General features: G+C 41.2%; 26 protein-coding genes and 1 pseudogene. 15 read left to right on the top strand and 12 right to left on the bottom strand.

The genetic code is table 11. The features are described 5' to 3' along the window. Positions 1 to 207: 207 nt before the first annotated feature. Positions 208 to 366: a DUF1328 domain-containing protein gene (locus tag C3F34_RS07045; protein WP_016168908.1), complete on the bottom strand. Its 159-nt coding sequence runs from the start codon at positions 364 to 366 to the stop codon at positions 208 to 210. A 188-nt stretch (positions 367 to 554) separates the two neighbouring features. On the opposite strand from C3F34_RS07045, the gene C3F34_RS07050 reads away from it, so the two are divergent. From C3F34_RS07050 to C3F34_RS07060, 3 genes are all read left to right on the top strand, one after another. Continuing rightward, entirely contained in the window at positions 555 to 1,007 is a 453-nt protein-coding gene (locus tag C3F34_RS07050; protein ID WP_044738833.1) for a YcgN family cysteine cluster protein, read from the top strand. 139 nt (positions 1,008 to 1,146) lie between these two features. Continuing rightward, positions 1,147 to 1,998: an alpha/beta hydrolase gene (locus C3F34_RS07055; protein WP_228155341.1), complete on the top strand. Its 852-nt coding sequence runs from the start codon at positions 1,147 to 1,149 to the stop codon at positions 1,996 to 1,998. An 82-nt stretch (positions 1,999 to 2,080) separates the two neighbouring features. Next, a complete protein-coding gene (locus C3F34_RS07060; protein WP_044738834.1) occupies positions 2,081 to 3,355 on the top strand; it encodes a replication-associated recombination protein A in 1,275 nt (424 codons plus the stop codon). Between the two features lie 225 nt (positions 3,356 to 3,580). On the opposite strand, the gene C3F34_RS07065 is transcribed toward C3F34_RS07060, so the two are convergent. From C3F34_RS07065 to C3F34_RS07085, 5 genes are all read right to left on the bottom strand, one after another. Continuing rightward, positions 3,581 to 4,357: an ABC transporter ATP-binding protein gene (locus C3F34_RS07065; RefSeq protein WP_016168904.1), complete on the bottom strand. Its 777-nt coding sequence runs from the start codon at positions 4,355 to 4,357 to the stop codon at positions 3,581 to 3,583. A gap of 11 nt (positions 4,358 to 4,368) precedes the next feature. Then, a complete protein-coding gene (locus C3F34_RS07070) occupies positions 4,369 to 5,082 on the bottom strand; it encodes an ABC transporter permease (protein ID WP_044738835.1) in 714 nt (237 codons plus the stop codon). Continuing rightward, positions 5,079 to 5,768, bottom strand: coding sequence for an ABC transporter permease (locus C3F34_RS07075; RefSeq protein ID WP_016168902.1), 690 nt, complete (start codon positions 5,766 to 5,768; stop codon positions 5,079 to 5,081). Before C3F34_RS07075 ends, C3F34_RS07070 begins: the two co-directional genes overlap by 4 nt. A gap of 92 nt (positions 5,769 to 5,860) precedes the next feature. Continuing rightward, on the bottom strand, positions 5,861 to 6,646 hold the full coding sequence (locus C3F34_RS07080; protein WP_044738836.1) for an ABC transporter substrate-binding protein: 786 nt from the start codon (positions 6,644 to 6,646) through the stop codon (positions 5,861 to 5,863). Between the two features lie 349 nt (positions 6,647 to 6,995). Next, a complete protein-coding gene (locus tag C3F34_RS07085; protein ID WP_228155342.1) occupies positions 6,996 to 7,565 on the bottom strand; it encodes a LysE family translocator in 570 nt (189 codons plus the stop codon). Between the two features lie 136 nt (positions 7,566 to 7,701). Here C3F34_RS07085 and C3F34_RS07090 point away from each other — a divergent pair, with 136 nt between their 5' ends. Then, the gene (locus tag C3F34_RS07090) at positions 7,702 to 8,160 is read left to right on the top strand and encodes an Lrp/AsnC family transcriptional regulator (protein WP_044738837.1); all 459 of its coding nucleotides are present in this window, start codon (positions 7,702 to 7,704) and stop codon (positions 8,158 to 8,160) included. Positions 8,161 to 8,287: 127 nt separating this feature from the next. On the opposite strand, the gene purC is transcribed toward C3F34_RS07090, so the two are convergent. From purC to dapA, 3 genes are read right to left on the bottom strand one after another with little or no spacing between them, the layout of a single operon-like run. Next, a complete protein-coding gene (gene purC / locus C3F34_RS07095) occupies positions 8,288 to 9,007 on the bottom strand; it encodes a phosphoribosylaminoimidazolesuccinocarboxamide synthase (RefSeq protein WP_016168898.1) in 720 nt (239 codons plus the stop codon). A 37-nt stretch (positions 9,008 to 9,044) separates the two neighbouring features. Beyond that, positions 9,045 to 9,653 carry a lipoprotein-34 precursor (NlpB) gene (locus tag C3F34_RS07100; RefSeq protein ID WP_044738838.1) on the bottom strand — a complete coding sequence of 203 codons (609 nt, stop codon included), beginning with the start codon at positions 9,651 to 9,653 and terminating at the stop codon, positions 9,045 to 9,047. Positions 9,654 to 9,666: 13 nt separating this feature from the next. Beyond that, entirely contained in the window at positions 9,667 to 10,566 is a 900-nt protein-coding gene (gene dapA, locus C3F34_RS07105; protein ID WP_016168896.1) for a 4-hydroxy-tetrahydrodipicolinate synthase, read from the bottom strand. Between the two features lie 636 nt (positions 10,567 to 11,202). Between dapA and mhpT the strand changes: the two are divergent. The 4 genes and pseudogenes from mhpT (at position 11,203) to ppk1 (ending at position 16,500) form a co-directional block, all read left to right on the top strand. Then, a pseudogene (mhpT, locus tag C3F34_RS07110) lies at positions 11,203 to 12,420 on the top strand (3-(3-hydroxy-phenyl)propionate transporter MhpT). A gap of 184 nt (positions 12,421 to 12,604) precedes the next feature. Next, positions 12,605 to 13,240: a bifunctional nicotinamidase/pyrazinamidase gene (gene pncA / locus C3F34_RS07115; RefSeq protein ID WP_044738930.1), complete on the top strand. Its 636-nt coding sequence runs from the start codon at positions 12,605 to 12,607 to the stop codon at positions 13,238 to 13,240. Positions 13,241 to 13,293: 53 nt separating this feature from the next. Then, the gene (locus C3F34_RS07120) at positions 13,294 to 14,268 is read left to right on the top strand and encodes a bile acid:sodium symporter family protein (RefSeq protein WP_104441314.1); all 975 of its coding nucleotides are present in this window, start codon (positions 13,294 to 13,296) and stop codon (positions 14,266 to 14,268) included. A 168-nt stretch (positions 14,269 to 14,436) separates the two neighbouring features. After that, entirely contained in the window at positions 14,437 to 16,500 is a 2,064-nt protein-coding gene (gene ppk1, locus C3F34_RS07125) for a polyphosphate kinase 1 (protein ID WP_104441315.1), read from the top strand. Positions 16,501 to 16,559: 59 nt separating this feature from the next. Here ppk1 and C3F34_RS07130 read toward each other — a convergent pair whose 3' ends face one another. After that, positions 16,560 to 17,813 carry a hypothetical protein gene (locus tag C3F34_RS07130; RefSeq protein ID WP_104441316.1) on the bottom strand — a complete coding sequence of 418 codons (1,254 nt, stop codon included), beginning with the start codon at positions 17,811 to 17,813 and terminating at the stop codon, positions 16,560 to 16,562. Positions 17,814 to 17,890: 77 nt separating this feature from the next. On the opposite strand from C3F34_RS07130, the gene serB reads away from it, so the two are divergent. From serB to C3F34_RS07145, 3 genes are all read left to right on the top strand, one after another. Further along, positions 17,891 to 19,111 carry a phosphoserine phosphatase SerB gene (gene serB / locus C3F34_RS07135; RefSeq protein ID WP_104441317.1) on the top strand — a complete coding sequence of 407 codons (1,221 nt, stop codon included), beginning with the start codon at positions 17,891 to 17,893 and terminating at the stop codon, positions 19,109 to 19,111. A 412-nt stretch (positions 19,112 to 19,523) separates the two neighbouring features. Then, entirely contained in the window at positions 19,524 to 19,856 is a 333-nt protein-coding gene (gene aciT / locus C3F34_RS07140; protein ID WP_016168889.1) for a ciprofloxacin tolerance protein AciT, read from the top strand. A gap of 370 nt (positions 19,857 to 20,226) precedes the next feature. Further along, a complete protein-coding gene (locus C3F34_RS07145; protein ID WP_016168888.1) occupies positions 20,227 to 20,706 on the top strand; it encodes an SCP2 sterol-binding domain-containing protein in 480 nt (159 codons plus the stop codon). 64 nt (positions 20,707 to 20,770) lie between these two features. Here the strand turns inward: C3F34_RS07145 and dtd are convergent, their stop codons facing one another. Continuing rightward, positions 20,771 to 21,211 carry a D-aminoacyl-tRNA deacylase gene (gene dtd / locus C3F34_RS07150; protein ID WP_104441318.1) on the bottom strand — a complete coding sequence of 147 codons (441 nt, stop codon included), beginning with the start codon at positions 21,209 to 21,211 and terminating at the stop codon, positions 20,771 to 20,773. Between the two features lie 255 nt (positions 21,212 to 21,466). Between dtd and C3F34_RS07155 the strand changes: the two genes are divergently transcribed. Next, positions 21,467 to 21,661: a hypothetical protein gene (locus C3F34_RS07155; protein ID WP_044738931.1), complete on the top strand. Its 195-nt coding sequence runs from the start codon at positions 21,467 to 21,469 to the stop codon at positions 21,659 to 21,661. A 53-nt stretch (positions 21,662 to 21,714) separates the two neighbouring features. Here the strand turns inward: C3F34_RS07155 and C3F34_RS07160 are convergent, their stop codons facing one another. Continuing rightward, positions 21,715 to 22,071: a hypothetical protein gene (locus C3F34_RS07160; RefSeq protein WP_044738844.1), complete on the bottom strand. Its 357-nt coding sequence runs from the start codon at positions 22,069 to 22,071 to the stop codon at positions 21,715 to 21,717. Positions 22,072 to 22,397: 326 nt separating this feature from the next. Here C3F34_RS07160 and pncB point away from each other — a divergent pair, with 326 nt between their 5' ends. The 3 genes from pncB (at position 22,398) to asd (ending at position 25,412) form a co-directional block, all read left to right on the top strand. After that, a complete protein-coding gene (gene pncB, locus C3F34_RS07165) occupies positions 22,398 to 23,606 on the top strand; it encodes a nicotinate phosphoribosyltransferase (protein WP_044738845.1) in 1,209 nt (402 codons plus the stop codon). 109 nt (positions 23,607 to 23,715) lie between these two features. Further along, positions 23,716 to 24,564, top strand: coding sequence for a sulfurtransferase (locus C3F34_RS07170; protein ID WP_104441319.1), 849 nt, complete (start codon positions 23,716 to 23,718; stop codon positions 24,562 to 24,564). Then, positions 24,561 to 25,412: an archaetidylserine decarboxylase gene (asd, locus tag C3F34_RS07175; RefSeq protein WP_016168884.1), complete on the top strand. Its 852-nt coding sequence runs from the start codon at positions 24,561 to 24,563 to the stop codon at positions 25,410 to 25,412. The genes C3F34_RS07170 and asd overlap by 4 nt, the downstream gene beginning before the upstream one ends. Positions 25,413 to 25,458: the final 46 nt, after the last annotated feature.

A 25,458-nucleotide genomic window follows, 5' to 3' on the forward strand; every position in this document is an offset into this window, starting at 1 on the left:
GTGCTGAAGAAGTGTAAAAAAACATCTATACATTTGGGTTGATTTATTTAAATTACTGAAAGTAAAACAAATGAATAAAAATCTTTGATTGGGTGAAAATAAAAAATATGACCAGAACGTGCGGTTTCTATGCTTAAACTAGCCGTTTAAACATAAAAAAGAAGGAAAAATCCTTCTTTTTTATGAAGTACATTTGATGGCCGTATTCTAAGCTTTCCCTCTAGAAATAAAGCCGATTATCGCCAAAATGACGGCAACGACCAATAAGATCACCGCAAAGTCTTTGGATAACCCTGCAACACCACCAAAGCCGAGTAAGCTCGCAATTAATGCAATCACTGCAAAAATAATCGCCCAACGGAACATAAGTCTTCTCCATGTTGTTGTTGTCTTGCACTCAGTATAGGTTTGGATAGCGCTTTAAAATGTTGATCTTTTGTCTAAAAAATGTTCGCATATTGGAGTAAGTCTATGATTTAACGTAAAAGAGATTGCTGCATTGTTGCAGGGATTTATTGATATAATGATCATGTTATTTTTAGTTTTTGCCCACCATGTCTAGTGAATTACGCCCGCAGTTCTGGAAAAAATATCCGCTTGAAGCTCTGAATACTCAAGAGTGGGAGGCTTTATGCGATGGTTGTGGCTTATGCTGTCTGGTGAAATTAGAAGATGAAGATACGCAAGAAGTTGCGTATACCAAAGTCGCGTGCAAACTACTGGATTGCACAACTGCACGTTGTAGTAACTATCCTGAACGCTTAGATTATGTCCCAGATTGTATTCAATTAACGCCAGAGAAATTAAGACAGATTCACTGGTTGCCTGCGAGTTGTGCATATCGGCGTTTAAATGAAGGGAAAAGTTTACCTTCATGGCATTATTTAAATACAGGTTCGCGGCAGAATGTCATTCAAGCCAGAAAGTCGGCAGCAGGTCGATGTATCTCTGAGACTGAAGTCGATGAAGAACAGATTGATGAATATATTGTGCGTTGGGTGCGTTAACCCACAGATAAAACAAGCTGTTTTAATTGATAATGATTCTTAATACAGATATTATTTGATCTCTTTTGTGGGTCTTTGAGGTCTGGTCGTGTTTCATTTCTCATGCAAGTCTGTACTGTTACTGATATGTGGCTTTAGCTTGCTGATCCATGTAGACGTACAGGCAAAACCGAATCTAGCCCCCTTAAAAGCCAATATTGCAGAACAGGGCTCCGCCTACTATCAGTTTCAGGTGAAGTATTTCCAATCTGCCGATCAGCAGCGTCGTTATAAAGTCTGGTTAGGGCTTCCGCGCCAACAAACAGCAAGAGTCTCTCCTGCATTATTCATGCTCGACGGTAATTCGGCGATGTCTTATTTGTCTGAAGATGTATTGCAGCATTTAGCAACGCGTGAAGCGCCTGTTTTGGTTGCAATCGGCTATGACACTGACTTGCCTTTTGATACAGCAGCACGCGCTTTGGATTATACTCCAACAGATGAAACTGGAAAAATTACAACAGATCCCCGTCGATCTGAGCGCTTAAGTGGGGGCAGCATACAGTTCCGTGAAGTCTTATTTAGCCAAATTCAACCTTGGGTGGCTGGACAGATTAAATTAGATCCTCAACGGCAAGCTTTATGGGGACATTCTTATGGCGGACTATTTGTATTAGATAGTTTGATACACGCTCAATACTTCAGTCATTATTTTGCTGCAAGTCCGTCTTTGTCGTGGGCGGATGGCCGTATTCTGAAAAATATGCAAACTAAGGCAGTGTCACATGATCAGGCCCAAGCCTTATGGATTATGGAAGGGGATTTAGCACAACATCATCCTGCGACAAAAAGCCCAAATTTTAATCCGAAAATGGTGCAAGATAATCGAGATGTGATTGCACATTTTCAACAACAAGGGGTACAAAGCAAACTGTTGCTTTATCCAAATTTAAGTCATGGACAAATGTTTGCAGCCTCTTTGTTGGATATTTTAAATTACCAGCTATTCTAGTGGGATCTTAAACATTCAGGTATTCAGTCTGCTTGGCATTCCAGTGTAGACTAGAATCACCTTCATTGGCTGAAATAACCGTATGTCAGACACCCAGATTCCGCTTCCAGAACGTCTTCGTCCTCGTGATTTATCTGAAATTATTGGGCAAGATCATTTGTTGGGCGAGCAGGCACCTTTACGCCAGATGATTGATCAAGGGCATTTACCTTCAATTATTTTCTGGGGACCGCCCGGTGTCGGTAAAACCACCATTGCCTTGCTGTTGGCACAAGCGGTAGACCGTCCTTTTGTTAGTCTGTCTGCATTAAATACGGGCGTGAAAGAATTACGTGAAATCATTGCAGAAAGTGGTGATTTGCTGACCCCTGTGGTATTTATTGACGAAATTCACCGTTTCAACAAATCACAGCAAGACGCTTTATTGAATGCGGTGGAAAAGGGCAAGATTACGCTGATTGGTGCGACGACAGAGAACCCTTCCTTTGAAGTTAATAGCGCCTTATTGTCGCGTTGTCAGGTTTATACCTTAAATGCACTCAGTAATGAGGCGATTCAGGAACTGATGCTACGAGCGATACAACAAGATCATTTTTTAAAACAACGCTTTATTCAAATTGAAGAATTTGATGCCTTGTTGCAGTTTGCCGCAGGAGATGCACGTAAGGCACTGAATTTACTCGATCTAATTGCCAGTACCTTTGAAGCAGATGTTGAAAATATCATCACCAATGCCATTGTCGTGCGTGTTGCACAGCAAAATATTGCGCGGTATGACAAATCAGGTGAACAGCATTATGACTTGGTTTCGGCCTTTATTAAGTCGATTCGCGGCAGTGATCCAGACGCGGCTTTATATTGGATGGCACGGATGCTAAAAGGCGGGGAAGACCCCGTATTTATTGCACGTCGCATGTTGATTGCCTCTTCGGAAGATATCGGCAATTCTAATCCGAATGCTTTGCTTTTGGCTGGAGAGTGTTTCCGTTCGGTTCAAGCCGTGGGTATGCCTGAAGCACGGATTATTTTAGGACAATGTGCCGTGTATTTGGCAACCAGTGCCAAAAGCAACAGCACTTATCTGGCAATTAACAAAGCCCTCGATTTGGCAGAAAGAACGGCGAATTTGCCAGTGCCGTTACATTTACGTAATGCCCCAACCAAACTGATGAAACAGCAAGGCTATGGGGTGGACTATTTATATCCGCATAACTACCCTGAACATTTTGTAATGCAAGAATATTTGCCTCCAGAATTGAAAGGTACCAAGTTGTACGAATCTGCGCGTAATAAACGTGAAGTGGAAGGTGAGCGTTTACAGCAACGCCGTTGGATGCAAGAACAACAGCAGCAATAAGGCTGTGTAGTCCAAATAAAAAAAGCCCGACATCCTGTCGGGCTTTTTCGTATGCGCTGCTTAGGTATAACTCCTGTCGTACCTCACATCCTGGTGGTGTCACTTATCATTATTGTTTTATGTTTTGGAACATCCTGTTCTCTATGTCTCCATCATATGAAAAAAATTCAACCTGATCTAGAAGACATCTTCCTGAATCTTTGTAAGCTGTAACTTACAAAGTGTTTATTTAAAATTGCCTTCAAGGAACTGTTTCAGTCGTTCACTTTTGGGATTGATCAGGACTTCTTTAGGGTCACCTTGTTCTTCAATTTTACCTTGATGCAAGAAAATCACATGGTTGGAGACATGCCGAGCAAAGCCCATTTCATGGGTCACCACAATCATGGTTCGGCCTTCTTCTGCCAGACTTTGCATGACCTTCAATACTTCTCCCACCAGTTCAGGGTCTAAAGCACTGGTCGGCTCATCAAACAACATGACTTCGGGTTCCATCGCCAATGCACGTGCAATCGCTACCCGCTGCTGTTGCCCACCCGATAAGAAGGATGGATATTTACCTTCTACACTTTCAGCCAGTCCCACTTTTCTTAAGTATTTGCGCGCACGCTCTTCAGCTTCCGCACGTTTTAAACCCAAAACATGAATTGGCCCTTCCACGATGTTTTCCAACACAGTCATATGTGACCATAAATTAAAATGCTGAAACACCATCATCAGTTGGGTGCGCATTTTCTGTAACTGTTTTGGGCTGGTCGCTTTTAAATTGCCTGATTTGTCCAGTACGGTATTGAGTTGCTCGCCATTCAGTTGAATGGAACCCTGACTAGGTTGTTCTAAGAAGTTGATACAGCGTAGGAATGTACTTTTTCCTGAACCCGAAGAACCAATGATACTAATGACATCGCCTGCGTTAGCATTTAGAGATACACCTTTTAGGACTTCATTGTCCCCGAAGGTTTTATGTAAATCACGAATCACCAGTTTTGCTGAGTTTTCCATCTATGTTTCTCCTAATGATTCGATGGTTTTAAAAATGCCAACCAGCGTTGTTCCAATTTACGAAAAATCCAAATCAAGATAAATGCCAAACATGCATATAAGATTGCCGCGATGCCAAAAGCATCAAACGTGGCATAGGTTGCCGCATTCACATCTCGTGCAATTTTCAAAATATCAGGCACGGTTGCGGTAAAGGCAATGGTGGTGGCATGCAGCATTAAAATGACTTCATTACCATAAAATGGCAATGCACGGCGTAACATGGATGGAATGATAATACGGGTATAACGTTTCCACGGAGACATGCCAAAGGCTTTGGCGGCTTCAATTTCGCCATAAGGAATAGAGCGAATCGCACCTGCAAAAATTTCCGTGGTATAAGCTGCGGTATTTAGTGCAAAAGCCAGAATGGTACAGTTGAGTCCCTCACGAAAGAATTCATCTAAACGTTCATGGGCATGAATATAATCCAGACTATAAATACCTGTGTAAATAATCAGTAGTTGCACATAAAGTGGCGTGCCACGAAATACATAGGTATAAAACCAAACAGGCAGGCGTAAAAATGGATTTTCTGATACACGCGCAATCGATAGCGGGACTGCCAGTACAAAGCCAATCGCAATTGAGAGTACCAAGAGCCATGCTGTCATGGCGACGCCTGTCATTTGAAAACCATCGGTCCAAAGGTATGACTGCCAATATTGTTGAAGAATTTCAATCATAGTTGTCCCTTTTTCACACCAACCGAGTAACGACGTTCTAACCACATCAAAATTAAATTCGAAATGGTAGTGATCGCCAGATAAATCACTGCGGCAATGACACTGAAGTAAAACACCTGCATGGTGCTACGACCTGCATCTTGAGTAATTTTGACGATGTCCGTCAAACCAATGAGTGAGACCAGTGCGGTAGCTTTAATCAGGACTTGCCAGTTATTGCCAATACCTGGTAAGGCAAAACGCATCATTTGTGGAAATAAAACACGACGAAAGACTTGAAATGAAGTCATACCATAGGCATAAGCAGCTTCAATTTGTCCCTTGGGTACCGCCTGAAATGCACCCCGAAACGTTTCGGTGAAATACGCGCCATAAATAAATGCCAAGGTAATCACGCCCGCAACAAATGGATTAATATCAATTTGTTCCATTTGCAGTGATTCAGTAATCGAGTTTAGTCCCAGTTGCAGGCTATAAAATAGCAGCAGCATGATGACCAGATCGGGAACACTTCGAATGAGTGTGGTGTAGGCAGTCGCAATATAGCGGACAAATTTAAGACTAGAGAGTTTAGAACTTGCACCAATCAATCCAATCATGATGGATAGTAACAGTGATAACAATGCAAGCTGTATGGTCATCCAAGTGCCTTCAAGCAACACGGGACCATAACCAGACAAAAACATACTCATCTACTCCGAACAAAAACTATAAATAGAATATTGATGAAATTCAGTCGTGTATAAAAAATGTCGGTTTAAAACCGACATTTTTGTCATCAATAAATACTGAAGGAGAAGTATTTTTTCTCGAGTTTTTTGTATGTTCCATCGGCAATAATGGCGGCTAAAGCACCATCAATGGCTTTTTTCAGATCAGCATCTTCTTTACGTAAGCCAATCGCGGCACCTACGCCAAGGGTTTTCGCATCGACTACGTTGCCACCTGCAAAGCCAAACGCTTTACCTTTTGGTGATTTAAGGAAGCCACCATCAACCATAATGGCATCTTGTAATGTTGCATCTAGACGTCCAGACACCATATCTTGATAAAGGACATCTTGGTTTGGATAAGGCACTACATTGACACCTTTAGGTGCCCAATAGGCTTTTGCATAACTCTCTTGAATGGTGCCCTGTTGTACACCCACACGTTTCCCTTTTAGGGATGCAGGGGTCGGCAATAACGGAGAACCTTTCTTCGCGACCATGCGGGTTGGAGTGTTGTAAATTTTATTACTGAAAGCAATCTGTTTTGAACGATCCGCAGTGACCGTCATTGAAGATAAAATGCCATCGAATTTTTTCGCTTTGAGCGCAGGAATCATCCCATCAAAAGAATTTTCCACCCAAACACATTTGGCTTTTAATTTGGCACAAATGGCATTACCTAGGTCGATGTCAAAACCAACCAATTTGTTGTCAGGGGTTTTATATTCAAAAGGGGCGTAAGCAGATTCCGTACCGAAACGAATGACTTTCCATTCTTTGGCTTGCACTGTGCTGCCAAGCGCTGTCAGCATTAACGTTGTTGAAAGTAATACTTTCTTTTGCCAGCTTTTCATCGTAAATATTAGCATCCGTAAAAAATCAAATTTCAAAAAATAAGACGAAGACAAATTTACTCCACCTTTTGCTTTGAAATAAAAGCAACATATATACCAAAATATCCATTTATTGGTGATTTATTCAGCTTTACGCCGTTGTAACGGTGGAAATTTGGGTATTTTCTACGGGCCAGAATAATTTTGTATTGCAATATCCTATTCACAATCCTTGATCATATTTAAAATATTCCATAGCACATAGTGGAAAAACTCGGGAAGCTTTGTGCGCTATGGCGTACACAGTTGCTGCTTTTTTTTACAGTTTTTCTTCACAATGGTTTTCGCTTAGAAATGTGTAGACCAAATATTAGGACTGTAATGTGATGAATTTAAAACATACAGGTAAAACTGCGATGAGTAATGCAATTGCCATGCTGAGATTAAAAATGAAGGCAAATTTAGCTTGTATTAACAATTGACGTAAAAATTTTCCTGCGATTGCCCAGATACCAACGCACGGAATCGAGATCAACATCAAAATTAAGGCGGCATAGGTAATGTCGATGAATTGTTGGCTGGCAGCAAAGTAGGTTGAGACGGTACTGATCGACATCATCCATGCTTTAGGATTTAGCCATTGGAAAACAGCGCCTTGTAAAAATCCCATAGCAGGTTTTTCATCTAGACGCGCGTTGAGTGGACCACTGGACGCAATTTTCCATGCCAGCCAGAGAATATAGGCGGACCCAATCAGACTTAAGATGGACTGGAATTGGGGAAAATGTAGAAATACTTGATGAAGTCCCAGACCAATTACCATAAGTTGGAAGGCAACACCAAAGGCAATCCCTAGAATTAAAGGTAGGGTTTTCTGGAGCCCAAAGCGCGCTCCTGAAATTAGCACAAGGGCATTATTCGGACCTGGGGTACTGGTCATGACCAAACAAAAAAGTAAATAAGAGATAAATAGAGAAGGAGACATGTGTTTTGCATCATAAATAAAAAACATTTTATTGTTCAGATTACGCAATTTGGTTGTATATTAATCTTAAAAATAGATAGTTTTGCAATAAATGATTGAGCTAGATAGATTAGACCGAAGAATATTGTGTGAGTTGGAAGCCGATGCGCATTTAACCAATCTTAAATTGGCTGAACGTGTCGGTTTATCCGCATCAGCATGTTTGCGTCGGGTACAGGAATTAGAAAAAATTGGGGTGATTAAGGGTTACAAAGCCATTATTGATCGATCACTTTTGGGTATTGGATTAATTGTCTATGTGACCATTGGCTTGTCTAGTCATTCCAAGGCATCTTTAAAGCATTTTGAGGAAGTGATTGAGGCTGCACCCGAAGTCACCGAGTGTCATACTATTACTGGGGCAGTGGAGTATTTACTTCGAGTCGAGGTGACTGATATAAAATCCTATAAAAAATTTCATACCGATGTCTTAGGCACGATTCCTTCAATTTCCTCCATCACCAGTTTATTGGTGATGGACACCACCAAAGATTTGCGTGTTCAAGTATGAACAACAGGAAAATTTACTTAAAGGATCCAATTTAATTCAAGGTATAGATATTGGAAAATCATTATTTCAGAGCATAAAAAACCGAGCCATCAGACTCGGTTTTTTTGTTTTGAAGTTTCAGAGCAAATTAGATGTCTGAAAGGTCGATGCCAATACGTGCAGCAACTTCTTCATAAGCTTCAACCACACCACCTAAACCTTGGCGGAAACGGTCTTTGTCTAATTTTTTCTTAGTGTCTTTATCCCATAGACGGCAACCGTCTGGAGAGAATTCGTCACCCAACACGATACGGTCATGGAATACGCCAAACTCAAGTTTGAAGTCAACCAAAATCATGTTGCCTTTGTCGAACAATGCTTTTAATACATCATTTACTTGATACGTGAGTTCTTTCATTTTTTCAAGTTGTGCAGCAGTTGCCCAACCTAAAGCAATGGCTTGAGATTCATTTACCATTGGATCGCCAAGCGCATCATCTTTGAAGAACAATTCGAAAGTAGGAGGAGTTAGTTCTTTACCTTCCTCAACCCCTAAGCGACGGCACAATGAACCAGCCGCGTAGTTACGAATCACGCATTCCACAGGAATCATGTCTAATTTCTTTACCAACACTTCGGTTGGAGAAAGTAATTTTTCAAAATGAGTTTCAATGCCAGCAGCAGCCAGTTGCTCCATGATAAAGGCGTTAAAACGGTTGTTCACCTTGCCTTTACGATCTAGTTGTTCGATTTTTTCGCCATTGAACGCAGAGGCATCATCACGAAATACTAAAATCAGGTGGTCTTGATTATCTGTTTCATACACAGATTTCGCTTTACCAGTATAGAGCAAGGTTTGTTTTAACATGGGGGAACCTTTTGCAAAAAAAAATGCCTAGTATGATCTAGGCCGGCCAGTTTTGGTAAATCTGGGTTAACAGTTCTGCAGCTTTTTGTTTATCTGCAAAGCTGTTATCGGCATTAAACACTGCCAAATTATGACTTGAACCTACTGATGTTAGTCGTAGTACGTAGATCTGCTGATCGATTTTAAGCGTTACTTCGTAACGGTTTTTACTTTGACCTACAATGTTCTGGTTCAGGCTGCTGAGCGTGGCAAGTGTATACTGCCAAATTGTATCAGAATTTCCGTCAATTTTGAGCAATGGATTTTGATTTCCATCAGTTAGTAATTGAGGACGACCTACCGCAGTGCTTTGTTCAGAAGCAGCAGTTGCTGCGCTGTTGGGTACAGCAACATCTGGGCGGGGTAAAGCAAAACGGTTGCCTTTGCTATTTTCGAGCTTTGGCGCGTGCTGAATTGCAAGGGGATCAACCGTTGGTGCTGGATACAGTGGCGTTGCTGGACGAACCATTGACCCTTCAGGATATTGTAGCGGTTCGAGGGTTGCTGTCTCTTTATAGTTCAAAGATTTGTTGCTAACTGCAAGTGAACTACAACCCGCTAAACTCAATACTGAAAGTGCAAGGGTTAAACCTAAACGTAACTGCATAATATAGTGCTCTTTATTTGATTATACCTGCCGCCACCAACGCTTCACGCAGTGGTGCGCGGTATTGTTCTGCAAGAGGTGTTAATGGTAAGCGAATGCCAGTACCAATTAAGCCCATTTCGTGTAGTGCCCATTTCACAGGAATTGGGTTCGATTCACAAAACAGAATATTGTGTAAATTTGCAACTTGAGCATTTAGTGCTTCTGCACGTGCAGCATCGCCTGCAATCGCAACCGCACATACTTCGCTCATTTGTTTAGGTGCAACATTCGCAGTTACCGAAATGTTGCCTTTCGCACCATGTTCGATTAACTGGTAAGCGGTTGCATCATCACCTGAATAAACCACCATGTCTTTACCACGTAAGCCTTCAATCAGTGCTTGACCGCGTGGAACATCGCCAGTTGCATCTTTAATGCCGATAATTTGCGGAATATCAGCCAGACGGATGACCGTTTCATTCGCCATGTCTACGCCTGTACGCCCCGGTACGTTATACAGAATTTGAGGTAAATCAACAGCTTCAGCAATCGCCTTGTAGTGTTGATATAAGCCTTCTTGTGTCGGTTTATTGTAATATGGTGTGACCAATAGGGCTGCATCAGCACCGAGTTTTTTTGCTTCTTTTGTGAGTTCAATTGCTTCGCGCGTTGAGTTTGCACCAGTACCAGCAATAATTGGAATACGTTTGTTGGCTACACGAACGACTTCTTTAATCACTTGTGTATGTTCAGCCATGCTTAATGTAGAAGCTTCACCAGTTGTTCCAACTGCAACAATACTGTTTGTTCCCTGTTCTATGTGCCACTCAACGAGCTTCTCAAGACCCTTCCAATCTACGCTGCCATCTTCAAACATTGGGGTGACGATTGCGACTATTGAGCCTTGAATGATCTGTGCTTGCTGAGTCATTTTGAAAAAATATCCTATTTGTCCATCCAGTGAAGTGAAAAAAATGAGGTTGGATGGGTGCGCATTTTGATTTATAGCAGTTCAATTAGAATCTGTCGAATTGAATAATGCTTACGCAAATTATGACTGAACAAGCGATGAAGAACAATATGCTTTAGTCAAAGCAATTCAAAACTTTAAAAAAGTGAAAATTAACTCGTAGTGAGGGGACGTATCTTGCACTTCAGAAGGTCAAAAAAAGACGTAGATTTACATAATTGAGTAGGAAAGATAAATAAGATTAAGAGCTTATAAAACTTACTAAAGAGCTTATAACTCTAGGTAACGTGCAAGAAAATATGAGGCTTCATAATAAAAGCCGCTGTCAATTATTGATCTGAACAATAACTGATTGAGCATCGCTTAATTTGAGCTATGGCTAAGTATTTAAAGTTTAACTGAATTGTTGACTATTTTAGTCAAATTTCGTTCGGATTAATTGTTTTTAAGACTATCGGTCAGATGTATTGAAAATGTGATTTATCTCATAATTTATAAAAAATTATCAAAAATCTTCAACTTAAGGTGGGTTAATTAAAATTTCTGCTTCACAGATGATGGGCTTCATTTTGGACGATGTTTAAACAAGGAGTTGAAATGAAGGCATCTTCTTCAGCGCGTAAGCACTCCGTGATTACGGTGGCAATTTGCTTTTTAATCGCCGTGATTGAAGGCTTGGATATTCAAGCTGCGGGTATCGCTGCGGCAGGAATTCGGGAACATTTTGCACTGGACAGTTCACAACTGGGTGTATTTTTTAGCGCAGGAATTTTAGGATTATTACCTGGCGCATTGGTGGGTGGACGTTTTGCAGACCGCATAGGACGTAAAACAGTCTTGGTCTGGTCTGTCGCTATATTTGCGATATTCACTTTATGTACCGTCTGGGTAAATAGTTTTTACAGTTTATTACTGGTTCGCTTTTTGGCTGGCGCGGGCTTAGGTGCTGCGATGCCGTTGTTAATTACGCTAGCATCGGAAGCGGTTACTCCTGCAAAGCGTGGGCAAGCGGTGGGGTTAATGTATTGTGGTATGCCTGTCGGAGCTGCGATTCTGTCCTACATTGCCAGTTTAGATTTCGGTTCGAACTGGAAAAATATTTTTTATCTGGGTGGCTTGTTACCTATTATTGTGCTGCCGATAATGATCAAGTTTTTGCCTGAATCGCGTGAATTCTTAAAGGCCCAAACACGTGTTGAAACCGCAGAGGTCGAGCAGAATGTCTCTTTTCAGGATTTGTTTAATCGCCATAATTTAATGCGTACTGGATTGATTTAGTTTAGTTATTTCTTCACCTTAATGGTGGTTTATATCATGCTGAGCTGGTTACCTTCGTTATTTATGGAGCTTGGTTTCTCGCGTAAGGAAGGCAGTACAGCGCAATTCTACTTCATGCTCAGTGCAACCGTAGGAACGGTGATTTTGGGTATGCTGACAGACCGCTGGAAAAAGGCTTATGTGATTGTGTTGATGTATGGCGGAATTTTGGCAGGCTTATTTGCTTTAAATGCTGCAGCTTCACTCACACAAATGTATTTGGCATCAGCACTGGTTGGGGCTTTTGTGATTGGTTGTCAGGGTGTGCTCTATGCGTTTGGGAGTATTGTTTATCCCACTGAGCTACGTGGCACGGGTGTAGGGATGGCTTCGGCTGTTGGGCGTATTGGGGCGATGTTGGGCCCGACCATTGCGGGACAGCTTTTGGCAGCAGGTTTTGGCGCGACAGGTGTTGTTTCAGCAGCGATTCCTTGTATTGTGATTTCTGCCGTATTGATGTTAATTCTGGTACAACGTCTACAGAAAGTCACCGTTTAAACAGCCTATAGTCTATGAGTAGCCCGTTAATACGGGCTATTTTTATGGGCAATAAATAATCGGTAACAGCAGGAATTGTTGTAGATCAAGTCAGTGAGACTGACGCGCTCACTACATCCTTGAACTTTTGTTATATGCTAGCGAACAATTAAAAAGAACAGTGAATGAAACGGACATGCAACAGATACAAAACAAAAAAGCGTTGATTGTGGTGGATGTACAAAATGGTTTTACCCCAGGAGGAAATCTTGCGGTTGCCCATGCCGACCAAATTATCCCCAAAATAAATCAATTGGGGAATTATTTTGAACAAATTATTCTGACCCAAGACTGGCATCCTGCGCAGCATATTTCTTTTGCCGACAATCATGTGGGTAAACAAGCCTTCGATCAGATTGAACTGCCTTATGGCACACAGGTGCTTTGGCCTGTGCATTGTGTACAAGGTAGCCATGATGCCGATTTTCATCCTGATTTAGCCTTACCCCAAGCCCAATTGATTATCCGTAAAGGCATGCATGTAAATATCGACAGTTATTCGGCATTTATGGAAGCAGACCGAAAAACCACGACAGGTTTGGCAGGTTATTTAAATGCACGCGGCATAGATACGGTGTATATCGTGGGTATTGCAACGGACTTCTGTGTGGCATGGACAGCGATAGATGCCTGCCGTTTAGGTTTTAAAACCTATGTGATTGCCGATGCAACCAAAGCAATTGATTTAAATGGTTCGTTGCAACATGCTTGGCAAGATATGCTAGCTGCAGGTGTACGACGGGTTTATATCAAAGATATTGTTACAGCCACGCCTGCATAACTCTCTTACCTCGCTTCACCTTCTCTAGTTTGCCGACCCATTGAGGACTGACGATGTCTGCATTATTGCAATTGAGCCGTTTGATTCAGAAAACTTTTGCTTTGTGGGTGGTGCTGTTTGCAGCCATTGCATTAATTGTGCCTGAAGCCTTTGTCTGGTTAAAAGCTTATATCCCATGGATGTTGGGAATTATTATGTTGGGCATGGGGATGACCATGCAACTGGAGGACTTTAAAGCGATAGCACAAACGCCGAAAGCGGTCTGTATTGGGGTAATCGCACAATTTGTGGTGATGCCGTCCTTGGCTTATGTCCTATGTTTGATTTTTCAATTGCCTGCAGAGCTGGCAGTTGGGGTGATTTTAGTGGGCTGTTGTCCCGGGGGAACCGCTTCAAATGTCATTACTTATATGGCAAAGGGCAATACGGCGTTGTCTGTCGCTTGCACTGCGGTTTCGACTTTATTGGCTCCAATACTGACCCCATTTATTTTCTATCTGCTTGCGAGTCAATGGATTGAAATTAATGCATGGTCGATGCTGAGTTCAATTTTACAGGTGGTGCTGTTGCCGATAGTGGTGGGCTTAATTTTAAGACGTTTATTGAAACAACGGATTCAGCAGTATATTACTGTGATGCCGCTGATTTCGGTGTTGGCTATCGTGTTGATTGTGGCGGCCATTATTGGTGGCAGCAAAGCACAGTTGTTACATTCAGGTTTACTGATTTTTCTGGTGGTGGCATTACACAATGGCCTAGGATATCTGTTGGGATTTGGGTGCAGCCGTTTATTCCATTTAAATTATGCAGATAGTAAGGCTGTGGCGATTGAGGTCGGGATGCAAAACTCAGGTCTGGGTGTGGCATTAGCCGCAGTTCATTTTGCAACAGCGCCATTAACTGCCTTACCCAGTGCAATTTTTAGTTTATGGCATAATATTTCTGGGCCGATTTTGGCGACCTATTGGGCAAGTCGACAGCATAAATCGGTTGCTGCACCAGAGTTGGATGCTCGAAAATCTGAATGAAATCAGTGTGATTTTTAATAAAAATTTGACCAAGTGTTTATAAAGTAAACAGTGAGTTCGCATATTCAAGCTGAGTTCAAGCGTGTAATAAAAATGTCATAAACACTACATAACATGCAGGCACAGAGGGTAAAGAGTTGATTAAAAAATCAACCATATTGAGTCAAAATGAAAAATTTTCAGCATTCATCAGCAACGTATTTCAATCGTGAATTGGCGCTCATTGAATTTAATCGGCGTGTTCTAGCTCAAGCGAGAAATCCTGATTTACCCATTTTAGAGCGCCTTAACTTCCTGATTATTTTCTCCCGCAATCTGGATGAATTTTTTGAAATTCGAGTTGCGGGGCTAATGAAGCAACAGGATTTAAACGCCATTACCCGAATGCCTGACGGTATTCCAACCGATGTAGTTTTGTCTGAACTTTCGACTATTGTGCATCAGGCGGTACAAGAGCAGTACGAGATTTTCAATCATTCCATTTTGCCGCAGCTACAAGACTTTGGGATTCATTTCATTCAATATCAAGATATTTTAGAAAAGCATAAGCCGTGGATTGCCCACTATTTTGCTAAACAAGTGCAGCCTGTGTTGACTCCAATCAGTTTGGATCCATCACATCCTTTTCCGCGTTTGGTGAATAAAAGCCTGAATTTCATTGTCAGCCTAGAAGGTAAAGATGCTTTTGGACGTGAAATCGAAATGGCGATTGTGCCTGCACCGCGTTCTTTACCACGTTTGATTCATTTGCCTGAGAGTGTGGTAGGGAACCATCAAGAACAGATTTTCCTGACCGCTATTATTCAACAACATATCAGCGATTTATTTCCTGGCATGAGAGCGACAGGTTGTTATGCTTTCCGCGTCACACGCAATGCGGATTTAATTTTATCTGAAGATGTCGATGATCTGGCGGTGGCATTAAAAGATGAGCTGTCTTCTCGGCGTTTTGGTCGCGCGGTGCGTTTAGAAATTGAAGATGATTGTCCTCGTGAAATTACGGATTATTTGCTGAATCAATTCGATTTAGATCAAGAGCATTTGTATTCGATTTCGGGGCCCATCAATTTATCGCGCTTAACCACCAGTTTTGATCGCCCAGATTTAAAATATCCAGTGTTTAATCCTGTTATTCCGAAGCCCTTTCGCAAGCAACAGTCCATCTTTGAAATTTTGAAAAAAGAAGATGTGTTACTGCATCATCCTTTTGACTCATTTCAACCAGTGATCAGTTTATTACGTGAAGCGGCAAAAGATCCAAATGTGTTGGCCATTAAACAAACGCTATATCGTAGTGGAGCCGATTCGGAAATTGTGCAAGTTTTAGCAGAAGCAGCGCGTAATGGCAAAGAAGTCACCGCGGTGATTGAACTGCGGGCACGTTTTGATGAAGAATCGAATATTACCGTAGCCAATGTCTTGCAAGAAGCGGGGGCGGTAGTGGTGTACGGCATTGTGGGTTATAAAACCCATGCCAAAATGATTTTAATCGTGCGTCGTGAAGATCGGCAATTGGTGCGTTATGCGCATTTAGGCACAGGCAATTATCATGCAGGTAATGCCAGAATATATACCGATTATGGCTTGATGACCACACAACCCGACATCTGTGAAGATGTACACCTTATGTTCCAAGAACTGACGGGCATGGGCAAGATGGCAAAATTAAAGACTTTGCTACATGCGCCTTTTACTTTGCATACAGAATTGCTGAAGTTGATTGATCAAGAAATTGCATACGCACAAGCGGGAAAAAACGCGCGCATTATCATTAAGGTCAATGCACTGACCGAGCCACAACTGATTGCTGCTTTGTATCGCGCCTCACAGGCAGGGGTGAACATTGACCTGATTATTCGTTCAATTTGCTGTTTGGTTCCACAACTGGAGGGCTTGTCCGAAAATATTCGAGTGCGATCGATTGTGGGACGTTTCTTGGAGCATACCCGAGTCTATTATTTTGAACAGGGCGGAGAAAAGAAACTGTACTGTGCCAGTGCAGACTGGATGGGACGTAATTTATTTTCACGTGTCGAAACCTGCTTTCCTATTTTAGACCCGAAGATCAAAAAGCGTATTCTGCAAGATGGTTTACTCAATTATTTGTCGGATCAAAAAGGCACGTGGGAGCTACAACCCACAGGAGAATGGATTCAAGCCTACGTTGCTCCAGATGAAGTACCCCATTCCGCGCAAGAGTTCTTAATCAGCAAGAGCTTACAAAAAATTTAATCTTTTAAAACAGCAATAAAAAAGCCTGACAGGAGTCAGGCTTTTTTATTACAGCAAGCTTATGAGGCTTTAGATTGTTTGCCTTTCAAAATCTCAGTTCTTAAACTTTGTGCCAATTCGGCTGTACTGCTATCCATCCCATTGACCATAAAGGCATGACGAGTCAATACATTGGTCGGATTCGGTAAGGACACCAAGTCATAGTGTTCGCTGATATCCTTTAACAATTCATTGTTTAGATGAACCGCACTTTCTTTGGCAGAAAGTTGATGAACCAGACGTTCAGCCGCTTGAACCGCAGACAACTGCATTGCTTCTACAGACGAAGAAATAGCACTGCGTGTTTGTAACACGAAACGTTTTTCTTCACGGTAGCGTTTATATAAAACTTCCGACAATAATTGGAACACTGAGCTAATCATCACTAGACAAGGCACGGCATTAGGCATGTCTGCCGTTAAGGTGATGGTTGCCCCTTGCGCACTGAATTGTTGTACCGTGGTAATGTCGGAGCGATTTAATTTATAGTGCTGAACAGCGAGTTCAATACTTTTATTTAAGAAAATCTGGCACAAATTGAAATAGGGTACAGATACGGTCTGATTGACGGAATCGAGGAGTTGCTTCGGATCATAATATTGAATGTTCAATGCGACTGAGCAATCATCCAAAACCACAGGCTTGATTTCTTTGGCTTTATTTTTATTTTGAAACTGCTGTTGGGCTTGCGCAATCGTTAATGCAGCATTATGTTTCTCTTGCTCCAGTGCTTGAGTTAAGGCCTGAATTTCGTGTTTTAAGCGTGATTCATTATTAATGCGTGCTAAATATTCTGTACGGCTTGGGCGAGCAATCGCACGGTAACCTAACCATAATAGACCATGAATAAAGAACGAGAACAAAATCGCTAACCATTGAGTCCGTAAAATTTCCCCAATACTAGGTTTGATCAGGGTAATTTCAATGGTGCCGACTTTTTTCTCATTTTGTAGGGCATCACGAACAAAAACTTCACCATCACGTGTTTTGGATAAACCACCTGTTGCCAAAACCTGATTGGCGCCGTCCAAAATTCGAATAGAGGCGACACTTGGATTGGTGGCATAACGATTCACCAACAAAGCCAGTGATACCGTATTGGCAGGATCGAGCTCAGATAAGCTGTCTGTGACCAATTGGCTGGTCATCAACTGTCCCTGATTCGCACGGTTCTCATTCAGTTGGTGAGTGGTTGCAATCACCAATAAAAAGGTATGAAGTGCAAAACTTATTATCAGTAGGCTAGCAAATAGCCCTTGTCTAGGCGCATTCAACGTAAACTTCCAAGGCAATTCTATTCAAATTCGATTATGATTCTCACAATAGTTGTAGCTCAGACCCGAGTCAATTCATGCGAGAAATCATTCTTATATCATTTTTGGGACCCGACCAGCCTAATCAATTCACTCGATTAATGCGGGTTTTGTCCACTCATTCCTTACAAATTCTAGATGTTGGACAAGCCGTCATCCATAATCAACTGACTTTAGGTATTGTTGTTTCGTCAGATGACCAGACTGCAACAGCATTAGCCATGAAGGAAATTCTGATTCTAGCACATGATATCGGCTTAACAGTGCGCTTTAAACCGATCTCTGCAACAGAATATGATCAATGGGTAAGTGAAGGTGGACGGACACGCTATATTGTTACGGCTTTGGCACCAGAACTGACGGCTGCACATTTACAAGCTGTTACCAATATTGTGTCGAACCAAGGTTTTAATATCGAAACAGTGACCCGTTTATCAGGTCGTCCGCAACTACAAAATCAGTTGGAAGGGCCAAAACGCTCTTGCGTACAGTTTGGTCTAAGTGGGCAAATGTTAGATGCAACCGCAATGCGTGCAGCTTGTTTACGTTTATCTTCTGAACTCAGTATTGATATTGCGGTGCAAGAAGACAATGCTTATCGTCGCAACAGCCGTTTAGTCTGTTTTGACATGGATTCGACCCTCATTGAACAAGAGGTGATTGATGAATTGGCGATTGAAGCGGGTGTGGGTGAGCAAGTTGCAGAAATTACTGAACGTGCTATGCAAGGGGAACTAGATTTCCAACAAAGTTTCCGTGCGCGTGTGGCGTTATTGAAAGGTTTGGATGCTTCGGTATTGCCTAAAATTGCGGAACGTTTGACCATTACAGAAGGTGCTGAACGCTTAATTACAACCTTAAAATCATTAGGTTATAGAACAGCAATTTTATCGGGTGGCTTCCAGTACTTTGCAGAGTATTTACAAGCCAAACTCGGGATTGATGAAGTGCATGCCAATGTACTAGATGTACAAGATGGTTACGTCACAGGTGAAGTCAAAGGGCATATTGTTGATGGTGCACGTAAGGCATTTTTGTTAAGTGAACTGGCAGATAATATGGGTATTTCACCAGAGCAAACCATTGCGGTGGGAGATGGTGCCAATGATTTACCCATGTTGTCTTTGGCAGGTTTAGGGGTTGCTTTCCGTGCGAAACCTTTAGTTCGTCAGAATGCCAATCAGGCGATTTCAAGCGTGGGACTGGATGGTGTTTTATACCTGTTGGGTGTGCATGATAAAGATCTTAACTGCGTGTAACCATTACGGTTTCATGAAAAAAACGCAATCTTAGGATTGCGTTTTTTGTTTTCTTCTGCGTGACTTTTGTATTAAAAAATCATCTAACGATTGGTCACAATCTGCTTCATATCGGGTATCTAAAAAATATTTTTTTCAGTGAAAAAACCCGTTGTTTTTTTGTAATGACACGCCAACTCATGGCATATCTTGCTTCCATTCAAGTCGAAATGACAGAAAATGTAATGACAAAATAATATTGCGACAATGTATGTCGTTTAATAAAAAAGCATGCCTTTTTTTCTGTTTAAAACTGCTCATAATGCTTGCATAGAGATGCAGATAAACAAATTTCACAAAATTAATATAGGTCGTGAGAATTAAGGGTTGAGTATCTGCCCAGACACGATTCCCATTGAAGACGGAGGTTTTTATGGTCACAGCGAATTTAGCAACCATAATTGGCTTGAGTTGTGTGGCTGTTGCATTGATTGCTGTTTTCTTCTCGCCTTATCGCCGTTGGCTGAGCTTTATGTTCGCAGGTATGATGTTCTGGGGCTTGTTAGAAATGATTCGACTCAGCATTCAGGTCGTATTTGATGTACCCATGGCGTATAGCTATTTGGCAGCGGTGAGTTTAGCCATGACGATGGTGACGCTATTATTGTTTCGAGAAGACCGTCGTGCTGAACGTGCTTTATCTAAACGTCGCTATATTGAACATACTCCTGTGTATGAGGATGATCAGCAGTACAGTAGTCGTTAAGTGTTTATTGCTCCTTTTCAGCCAAGGTGGGAAGGAGCTCAGTTTCGGTGAAGCTGAAAGCATAAGAAAATATCCATACAACCAGCTTATCTATATTCTTATGGTTGATACCAGAGTCGGCTTATCGCTTCATATGAATTTTTATTTTTAATGTTATGGCTGTGATTGAATCCATTTCACTTATACAGGCTGTAATTGCTGATTTAAGTATTAGTAAAAAGACAGCCTTTTTATGATGAGAATAAAAATTTTGTTTGTGACTTTGGTGGTCGGATCAGGATTGTTATACAAAGCCTAGCTTCCATCAGAATTAAGTTATGGTAGGATGGAGCAGTCAATTTTTCTACAATTACAATAGGCTTCAAACGTCATGAAACTGTCTTCAATTCCAGTTGTCAAACTACCATTGGTCGATGTGAGCACGGATCCACTTGATCTTTTAGTGGCAAGTTTAGTATTGCGCATGAAACAACTGGCTCGTACCAGTCCAAAATTTATCGAGTTAATTCATGAGCGTCAGTTCCGTATTCAAATTGGGACAGATCAAGGCGTAGCGCGTCAAATTATTGTCGACAATGGACAAATTGATACAGTTTCAGGCGATGCAGAGAAAGCTGATTTTATCTTGCAATTTGCAGACAGCGAGCAAGGGGTGAAAACCTTGTTGAAAGGAGACCCTTCTGCATTTATGACTGGGATGCAAAATGGCAGCATCAAAATGGAAGGTGACTTCAGCTTGTTGGTTTGGTTTAACAAAGTTGCAAAATTGATTCCACCAAAATTACCAAAACCAGTGAAAGAGAAAATTCAATTGGCACGTCAATTCTTAAAAGAAAAGACAGGCCGATAAGTCTTTCACTGCGAAGCAATAAAAAGCCTACAATTCACTGTAGGCTTTTTTATTGCGGAATATTTTATTCAACTTCAAGTTGAAAAGTCACAGGACCATCATTAATTAAATGGACTTTCATGTCTGCTGCAAAAATGCCTGTTTGTACCTGTTCAAATTGGGATTTGGTATAGTCCACCAATTGTTCATACAAAACTTTGGCAGCATCAGGCGGCATTGCAGGGCCAAAATCTGGGCGTAAGCCTTTTTGCGTTTGCGCCATGAGGGTAAATTGCGACACCAACAACAAACCACCTTGAGCTTGTGCCACGTTCCAGCCCATTTTACCTTGTTCATCATCAAAAATGCGGTACTTGAGGATTTTATCAATCAACTTTTTGCCTTTTTCCAGTTGATCTTCTTTCCCTAGCCCTAAAAAGACCAGCAACCCATGTTGAATTTCACCCGTGACTTGACCGTCGACGATCACTTTGGCTTCAAGTACTCGTTGTAATAATGCACGCATATAAAAAACTGATATCAAAACACTCAAAATCAGTTTATCAAAAGCAGATAACCGATTTCATATATTATGCTGAGAAAGATTAAAATAAGTGATCATTAAAACCTTAAAAGTAATATGGTTTTATTTTGCAGATTAAGTTATGCTAAATCACTATTCAATTTAAAGAAAGGCATGGATGAATTTAAATCTTGCCTTACAATAATGAAATGATAATGATATTATCATTTTATGTTAATAATATGATAGAAAATGGCTATGGAAAATAAAACTGCAAGATTGACAATTTTGATTGACCCTATAAAAAAAGAAGCTTTTGAAGTGTTATGTAGTCAGCAAGATTTAAAACCCTCACAAGTGGTTCGACAGCTTATTCGTGAATATTTAAATACGCATGGTGTAGATTACGCAACAAAATTGAAAAATAATGTGCAAAATTCATCGGAAAAATGATACCAAAAAAGCCATCTATGAAAGATGGCTTTTTTTTTTGCTCATCGCAAAAATTATGAGAAATCTAATTCTTTTTCAAACGCTTTTAATTCATGGCGAGCCATCGCAAGATTTGATTTGTGACGGTCTAAGACTAGATAGAGAAACAGTTCATCATTGCGGTCTAATGGGCGTAAAATGTGATATTGCTTACCTAAACTAATCAATACATCTTCAATATTATCTTTTAAATTTAAAGCACTCGCGACCTTTCGCTTTGCACGAATAACCTCTGTATTTCCCGCAGCTGCAAGTTCTAAATCTATTCCAGAACCTACCCCAGATAAAGATAAGCCACTTGAACTATCAACGAGTGCAGCAGCAACAAAACCGTCGATTTCAACTAACGGTTTTAAATCTAACTTAGCCATTGTTATTCTCCATACCAGCATGATTTATTGGGTAATATTATTAATTTTAATGGTGAATAATATTACTTTTTATTTGAAATTTGATGTTAATTTAAAGCAAATATAATTGCAATGAATGTTAATATAAATTTATTAAAAATGTATTTTATTATAACATTATGATAATAATATGCACATGTGGTCACGGCGATCTATTGGCCTTCCATAACTGGAATCATTATTTTTTTGTTAAAAGGATAAGAAAAAAGAATAAATGACACTGGATGTTATGTAACAATGGATTCTGTGATTTATCGTGAATGAAGAACATTCCGAACGGATAGGCTATGCAACCAATAATTCAATCCTTGCTGGATACTGATTTATATAAATTTACGATGCTACAAGTGGTGTTACACAAGTTCCCACAAACGCACAGTGTTTACCATTTTCGTTGCCGCAATTTGGACGAGACGGTCTATCCCTTGGTGGATATCCTGCAAGATTTGAATGAGCAGTTAGATTATTTGTGTCAGCTTCGATTTAAAGAAGATGAATTGCAATATTTGCGTGGCTTACGTTTTATTAAAAGTGACTTTGTTGATTATTTGGAATTATTTCAACTCAAACGCCGTTTCATTCATACAGGCATAGACAGTGAAGGCCGTTTGGATATTTGGGTCGAAGGTCCAATGGTTCAAGCGATGATGTTCGAGATTTTTGTCTTGGCGATTGTCAACGAACTGTATTTTCAACGCATTCGTACACCAGAAGTACTTGAAGAAGGTAAGCGTCGTCTTAAAGCCAAAATTGAATTCATTCAACAGTGTGAACAGCAGCAACAACCAGAAGATCCCCCGTTTCTGGTGTCTGACTTTGGTACCCGTCGTCGCTATAGTTTGACTTGGCAAAGACAGGTCATTCAGGCATTTCACCAAGCAGTACCGAATGTTTTCCGAGGGACCAGTAATGTGCTGTTGGCAAAAGAATTAGGAATTTCACCAATTGGCACCATGGCACATGAGTTTTTACAGGCCTTTCAGGCTTTAGATGTGCGTCTGCGCGATTTCCAAAAAGCCGCATTAGAGACTTGGGTACAGGAATATCGAGGTGATTTGGGTATTGCCCTGACTGATGTAGTGGGAATGGATGCTTTCCTGCGTGATTTTGATTTGTATTTTGCCAAATTGTTCGATGGCTTAAGACACGACAGTGGTGACCCTTTTGTTTGGGGAGACAAAGCCTATGAACATTACAAAACCTTAAAAATTGACAGCAGAACCAAAATGCTGACTTTCAGTGACGGTTTGAATTTACAAAAAGCGTGGGCATTACATCAATATTTCAAAGACCGTTTCAAAGTGAGCTTCGGTATAGGCACCAATCTGACCAATGATATGGGGCAGACTCCATTGAATATTGTATTGAAGTTGGTGGAATGTAATGGACAATCGGTGGCGAAAATTTCAGATAGTCCGGGTAAAACCATGACCGATAACGATACCTTCTTGGCCTACTTACGTCAGGTTTTTCAAATTACAGAGCTTGAGCATTAATTGATTTATATTGTTGATTTTCTGCAATGATCTCTAGGAAAATCGGCAGTTGGTAGACATGGGCTTATGCTAAGATCAAGCTGTTGCCAGAACAAAACGTGTAAAAAAGATGACGGAATCTACGCTAAATTTGGGTTTATTAATCGAGGTGGAAGAGCTACTTCCACATTTAGACAATGAAAAATTACGTATTGTGGATTTAAGTCGAAGTTCAGTCTATGAGCAGTTGCATATTCCACATGCGATTCCGCTTAAACCCGCGCAGTTGTTGCGTCAAGAAGAAAATGCAACGGGCTTGTTACCTCATGCTGAAGGTTTGCAGGCACTGATTCAGTATTTAAATATTAGTCCTGAACATCATGTGGTGGTTTATGACGATGAAGGTGGCGCTTGGGCTGGGCGATTGATCTGGAATTTGCATTGCTTGGGTTTTTATAATACCTCGCTGCTCAATGGCGGTATTCATGCATGGTTAGGGCAAGGTTTGCCCACGACTTCAGAACAGGAGCAATTCGCTCCTGTAGAATCCTTAGTGCAAGTCAATTTGGCTGCACAAGATCAAGTCCGTATTGAATATCCCGAGTTGTTGTCTTTGGTACAGCAACAGGCCATTCAGCTTTGGGATTGTCGAACTGAAGATGAATATACGGGTTTAAGATTAGCAGCACGACGCGGTGGTCATATTCCAAATGCGCGCCATTTTGAATGGAGTACTGCACTTAACCGTGAAAATCATTTAAAATTGCATGCTTTAGAACGCACACAACAACGCTTAGAACAACAAGGTTTCAATTTACAAGAACCTGTCGTGGTGTACTGTCAGTCACATCATCGTTCAGGTTTGGCTTATATTTTGGGTCGTGTATTGGGTTGGAATATTCGAGCTTATGATGGTGCGTGGAGTGAATGGGGCAATCGCCTCGATAGTCCAATCGTTACTGGAGAGTTACCGTCTTGAGCCTCACCTCGCGTTTAACAAAACAATTCTTTATTCAGGCGCAACGTGTTGTGCCACAACATCAACTCTCGCGTGTGGTAGGTAAGATTGCTGCCAGTGAACATCCATTGATTAAAAACACGGCAATTTCTGCATTTAAAGCGCAATATGGCATTGATATGTCAATTGCAGAGCAAAAAAATGCGTTGAAATACAAGTCATTCAATGAATTTTTTACCCGAGCTTTGCAAGAGGGTGTACGTGAGATTGATGCCGATGAGACAAGCATCGTGTCTCCTGCCGATGGGGCAATTTCACAATTGGGGCATATTGAGTCTGGTGAAGTGTTTCAAGCCAAAGGGCAAAGTTTTTCGGTTGAAAAACTGATTGCGGATCCTCAATTAGCAGAGCCATTCAAACACGGTGAATTTGCTACGGTATATTTATCTCCGCGTGATTATCACCGTGTACATATGCCGTTTGCAGGTACGCTCACAGAAACCTTATACGTACCTGGTGAATTGTTCTCTGTGAACCAGACAACGGCTGAAAATATTCCAGGTTTGTTCGCACGTAATGAGCGTATGGTGTGCCTGTTCGATACCGAATTGGGGCGTATGGCAGTGGTGTTAGTCGGTGCGATGATTGTGGCAGGCATCGAAACGGTTGCGACAGGCAAAGTGAAACCGACGGGGCGTTTAGAGTTGAACCAGCACAATCTATTCCTTGAAAAAGGTGCAGAGCTAGGACGTTTTTACTTAGGTTCGACGGCAATTGTCTTGTTTGAACAAAATAAAATGCAGTGGGATGCCCAGTTTAAAGCCAATTCGACAGTAGTGATGGGCGAAGCATTGGGGCATACCCTGTAATGATGGCTTTGAGATGGTTGTTAGATGCAACCATCTCAATCCTTAT

The sequence above is a fragment of the Acinetobacter sp. ACNIH2 genome (assembly GCF_002934965.1).
Taxonomy (GTDB): domain Bacteria; phylum Pseudomonadota; class Gammaproteobacteria; order Pseudomonadales; family Moraxellaceae; genus Acinetobacter; species Acinetobacter tandoii.

What these genes read in the sequence shown, in the direction of transcription:
- C3F34_RS07045 (WP_016168908.1), bottom strand. Translation starts at nt 366, where the DNA reads ATGTTCCGTTGGGCGATTATTTTTGCAGTGATTGCATTAATTGCGAGC.
- C3F34_RS07050 (WP_044738833.1), top strand. Translation starts at nt 555, where the DNA reads ATGTCTAGTGAATTACGCCCGCAGTTCTGGAAAAAATATCCGCTTGAA.
- C3F34_RS07060 (WP_044738834.1), top strand. Translation starts at nt 2,081, where the DNA reads ATGTCAGACACCCAGATTCCGCTTCCAGAACGTCTTCGTCCTCGTGAT.
- C3F34_RS07065 (WP_016168904.1), bottom strand. Translation starts at nt 4,357, where the DNA reads ATGGAAAACTCAGCAAAACTGGTGATTCGTGATTTACATAAAACCTTC.
- C3F34_RS07070 (WP_044738835.1), bottom strand. Translation starts at nt 5,082, where the DNA reads ATGATTGAAATTCTTCAACAATATTGGCAGTCATACCTTTGGACCGAT.
- C3F34_RS07075 (WP_016168902.1), bottom strand. Translation starts at nt 5,768, where the DNA reads ATGTTTTTGTCTGGTTATGGTCCCGTGTTGCTTGAAGGCACTTGGATG.
- C3F34_RS07080 (WP_044738836.1), bottom strand. Translation starts at nt 6,646, where the DNA reads ATGAAAAGCTGGCAAAAGAAAGTATTACTTTCAACAACGTTAATGCTG.
- C3F34_RS07085 (WP_228155342.1), bottom strand. Translation starts at nt 7,565, where the DNA reads ATGACCAGTACCCCAGGTCCGAATAATGCCCTTGTGCTAATTTCAGGA.
- C3F34_RS07090 (WP_044738837.1), top strand. Translation starts at nt 7,702, where the DNA reads ATGATTGAGCTAGATAGATTAGACCGAAGAATATTGTGTGAGTTGGAA.
- purC (WP_016168898.1), bottom strand. Translation starts at nt 9,007, where the DNA reads ATGTTAAAACAAACCTTGCTCTATACTGGTAAAGCGAAATCTGTGTAT.
- C3F34_RS07100 (WP_044738838.1), bottom strand. Translation starts at nt 9,653, where the DNA reads ATGCAGTTACGTTTAGGTTTAACCCTTGCACTTTCAGTATTGAGTTTA.
- dapA (WP_016168896.1), bottom strand. Translation starts at nt 10,566, where the DNA reads ATGACTCAGCAAGCACAGATCATTCAAGGCTCAATAGTCGCAATCGTC.
- C3F34_RS07120 (WP_104441314.1), top strand. Translation starts at nt 13,294, where the DNA reads ATGTCTGCATTATTGCAATTGAGCCGTTTGATTCAGAAAACTTTTGCT.
- ppk1 (WP_104441315.1), top strand. Translation starts at nt 14,437, where the DNA reads ATGAAAAATTTTCAGCATTCATCAGCAACGTATTTCAATCGTGAATTG.
- serB (WP_104441317.1), top strand. Translation starts at nt 17,891, where the DNA reads ATGCGAGAAATCATTCTTATATCATTTTTGGGACCCGACCAGCCTAAT.
- aciT (WP_016168889.1), top strand. Translation starts at nt 19,524, where the DNA reads ATGGTCACAGCGAATTTAGCAACCATAATTGGCTTGAGTTGTGTGGCT.
- C3F34_RS07145 (WP_016168888.1), top strand. Translation starts at nt 20,227, where the DNA reads ATGAAACTGTCTTCAATTCCAGTTGTCAAACTACCATTGGTCGATGTG.
- dtd (WP_104441318.1), bottom strand. Translation starts at nt 21,211, where the DNA reads ATGCGTGCATTATTACAACGAGTACTTGAAGCCAAAGTGATCGTCGAC.
- C3F34_RS07155 (WP_044738931.1), top strand. Translation starts at nt 21,467, where the DNA reads ATGGAAAATAAAACTGCAAGATTGACAATTTTGATTGACCCTATAAAA.
- C3F34_RS07160 (WP_044738844.1), bottom strand. Translation starts at nt 22,071, where the DNA reads ATGGCTAAGTTAGATTTAAAACCGTTAGTTGAAATCGACGGTTTTGTT.
- pncB (WP_044738845.1), top strand. Translation starts at nt 22,398, where the DNA reads ATGCAACCAATAATTCAATCCTTGCTGGATACTGATTTATATAAATTT.
- C3F34_RS07170 (WP_104441319.1), top strand. Translation starts at nt 23,716, where the DNA reads ATGACGGAATCTACGCTAAATTTGGGTTTATTAATCGAGGTGGAAGAG.